We start from the raw sequence: 2542 nt of genomic DNA on the forward strand, positions 1-2542 counted from the left end.
TCCTGAAGGTTGAAGGTCACGCCGTGCTTGTACAGCCACGGCCGTAACCCCCACATGTCCCCAAGCAGGTTGCCGCTCGTATCCAGCTTGTCGCCTTCACTCGGCGGAGGCGGGGCCTGGGACTGCTCCACCGTTGCGATATCGGTTTCGTTGACGGCCGGACCGGAATTGCCCAGTTCCTTGCGTTCTTTCTGGATTTCCGTCAGGGGGATATCCTGTGACCGCGCGGTTTCTGAAAAACCCGGTAATGCTATGCCGATAATCGTACCAGCCAGTAAGGCCCCGGACAGGCGCGGTCGTATGCGTATACTGCGTGGATGTCGGGCAGGGCATTGAAGGGGGGGCTGCGACATGGGCCTGGACACCGTATGCACGTCCTGATTCTCCAGCTAATTCGTTGGGTGATTCAAATGATAGTCATTCGCATCTACAGCGAAACCCGGAACGTGGCAAGCGCGTTGCAGGCATTTAATAAAAAAAAGGCGCCCCTGGGGCGCCTTGGTAAAATAATCATATTATATTCAGCAATACCCTGCGGGATTGCTCCAATACCTGTCGGGCCTATCGCAGGAAGACCTTGGGCACGCCCTCGCTGTTCAGGCATGACATGATGATGACCCCGGTCCATAACAGCAGCGACACGCCTGCACCCACACGTGCGCGCATAAGGGGAACGGGTTGTCCCCGGATGGCGGGGATATACAAACTGCTGTGGCAAAGGCCTGCATTGATCAGCGCCAGCGTCGTCAGCAACAGCTTGGGCGACAGATAACCACGGCTGCCGATATGCACCGGGTCGTAAAAGAACAGCAGCACCCCTGACACCATCGTCACCGCGAACAGCCAGTGCGCCCACCAGAACGCAAGGCGCGCAATAATGGCGCGTTCCGCCTGGTAATCACGGCGCAGTAATGACAGGTCAAACAGCACATCCATACCGAAGAAGATCGACATGGCCACGATATGCACGATGCGCACCAGATAATGGACGGGTTGCATCCAGAAATGGAACATGCGGCTGTCCATTGCGACCAGCAGGTCATAGGGCAGCCGCATGAATGCCAGGGGATGGGAAATCATTCGAACCTCACTTGCCTGCGCGGTCTATAGCACATCATATTGACAGTGATAATAAGTTGCATAATATCGCGCCAATAGCGGAGTCCACAGACACATGCGCCATGTGATTATCCTGCGGTGCGTCGGGCTTGCCGCGCTTTTGCTGGCGACACCAGCCAGGGCGCAGGAACCCGTCCACCTGACCGTAAAAGACCATCATTTCATCCCCGATCACGTCAATGTGCCCGCAGGGCAGCGTTTCCTGATTTCCCTGACCAATCAGGACGACACGACGGACGAGTTCGAAAGTTATGACCTGAAATTTGAAAAGATCGTGGTGCCGGGCGGGACGATTACGGTGCATGCCGGACCTTTGCATCCGGGCACCTATAAATTCTTTGATGATTACCACCCGGACCAGGCGACCGGGACCGTAACCGCGACACAGGGACCATAAGCCATGTTGGGAAGTCTGCTTATTGTCTTTCGGGAGGTCATGGAAGCGGGCCTGATTATCGGGATCGTGCTGGCGGCGACACAGGGTATCGCACATCGGGGGCGTTGGGTCGCCGGCGGGATCGCAGCCGGTGTTGCGGGGGCCGCGATTGTCGCACTGTTCGCCGGCAGCCTGTCGCAGGCGCTGTCGGGCAATGGGCAGGATGTATTTTCTGCTTCCATCTTATGTGTCGCGGTCCTGATGCTGGGGTGGCATACCATATGGATGACGCGCCATGGCCGGGAAATGGCGGGCGATATGCGTGCGCTCGGGGCGCAGGTGGCCTCGGGGCAGCGTTCGCTGACGGCAATGGCGGTGGTCGTGGCGGTTGCGGTCCTGCGCGAAGGGGTGGAAGTGGTGCTGTTCCTTTATGGGATTGCCGTGTCCACCCATTCCGGCCCGATGGCGATGCTGACGGGCGGGATGCTGGGCATTGTCGCGGGTGGTGCGGTGTCGTGGCTGCTGTATCGCGGTCTGATCGTCATTCCGTTGCACCGTCTGTTTGGCGTGACGGGGGTGCTGATCGCCTTTCTTGCGGCGGGGATGGCAAGTCAGGCGGCAGCCCTGCTGGCGGGGGATGACATCATCCCGGCCTGTGGATATGAAATGTGGGATACGTCATGGCTGTTGTCCGATGGCAGCATGATCGGCCGCGCGGCCAAGGCCCTGTTCGGGTATTCGGATCGCCCGATGGGCATCCAGCTGATTGCGTGGGTCATCACACTGGGGGTCATGATCGTGGCCACACGGCTGGTGGCGCGCAGGCCATCTGCGGCACGTGTCACGGCATCATCGTAATATCCTAAAAATTCCATGCAGGTTGCAAATACCGCCTTTTTACAAAGGCGGTATTTTTTTGACTGCTTTTATCCATCAGGCGCTGCAAGGTATCAAACATGCGATTATGTTTGGCAACCGGATGGGGGGATGTTTTTCTTCAAGGCTGTTTGAAAACAAACCATTGATAAAAAAATAAGAAAAGTTTTT

3 protein-coding genes and 1 pseudogene are annotated in these 2542 nt (G+C 57.3%); 2 read left to right on the plus strand and 2 right to left on the minus strand.

Annotated elements, in window-relative coordinates; translation table 11 throughout:
* A pseudogene (locus B7G66_RS07065) lies at positions 1-353 on the minus strand (hypothetical protein); the annotation flags it as partial.
* A gap of 208 nt (positions 354-561) precedes the next feature.
* Positions 562-1080, minus strand: coding sequence for a hypothetical protein (locus B7G66_RS07070; protein WP_003621518.1), 519 nt, complete (start codon positions 1078-1080; stop codon positions 562-564).
* 94 nt (positions 1081-1174) lie between these two features.
* On the opposite strand from B7G66_RS07070, the gene B7G66_RS07075 reads away from it, so the two are divergent.
* Together B7G66_RS07075 and B7G66_RS07080 are read left to right on the plus strand one after the other, a co-directional pair.
* Complete coding sequence (locus B7G66_RS07075; RefSeq protein WP_003621520.1) at positions 1175-1516, plus strand: cupredoxin domain-containing protein; 342 nt, start codon at positions 1175-1177, stop codon at positions 1514-1516.
* 3 nt (positions 1517-1519) lie between these two features.
* A complete protein-coding gene (locus B7G66_RS07080; RefSeq protein ID WP_003621521.1) occupies positions 1520-2353 on the plus strand; it encodes an FTR1 family iron permease in 834 nt (277 codons plus the stop codon).
* Positions 2354-2542: the final 189 nt, after the last annotated feature.

Origin of the sequence: Novacetimonas hansenii JCM 7643, from assembly GCF_000964405.1 — a bacterium.
GTDB classification, from domain to species: Bacteria; Pseudomonadota; Alphaproteobacteria; order Acetobacterales; family Acetobacteraceae; genus Novacetimonas; species Novacetimonas hansenii.

Bases quoted from the DNA above. Each gene is read 5' to 3' on its own strand.
- B7G66_RS07070 (WP_003621518.1), bottom strand. From the start codon at position 1,080: ATGATTTCCCATCCCCTGGCATTCATGCGGCTGCCCTATGACCTGCTG.
- B7G66_RS07075 (WP_003621520.1), top strand. From the start codon at position 1,175: ATGCGCCATGTGATTATCCTGCGGTGCGTCGGGCTTGCCGCGCTTTTG.
- B7G66_RS07080 (WP_003621521.1), top strand. From the start codon at position 1,520: ATGTTGGGAAGTCTGCTTATTGTCTTTCGGGAGGTCATGGAAGCGGGC.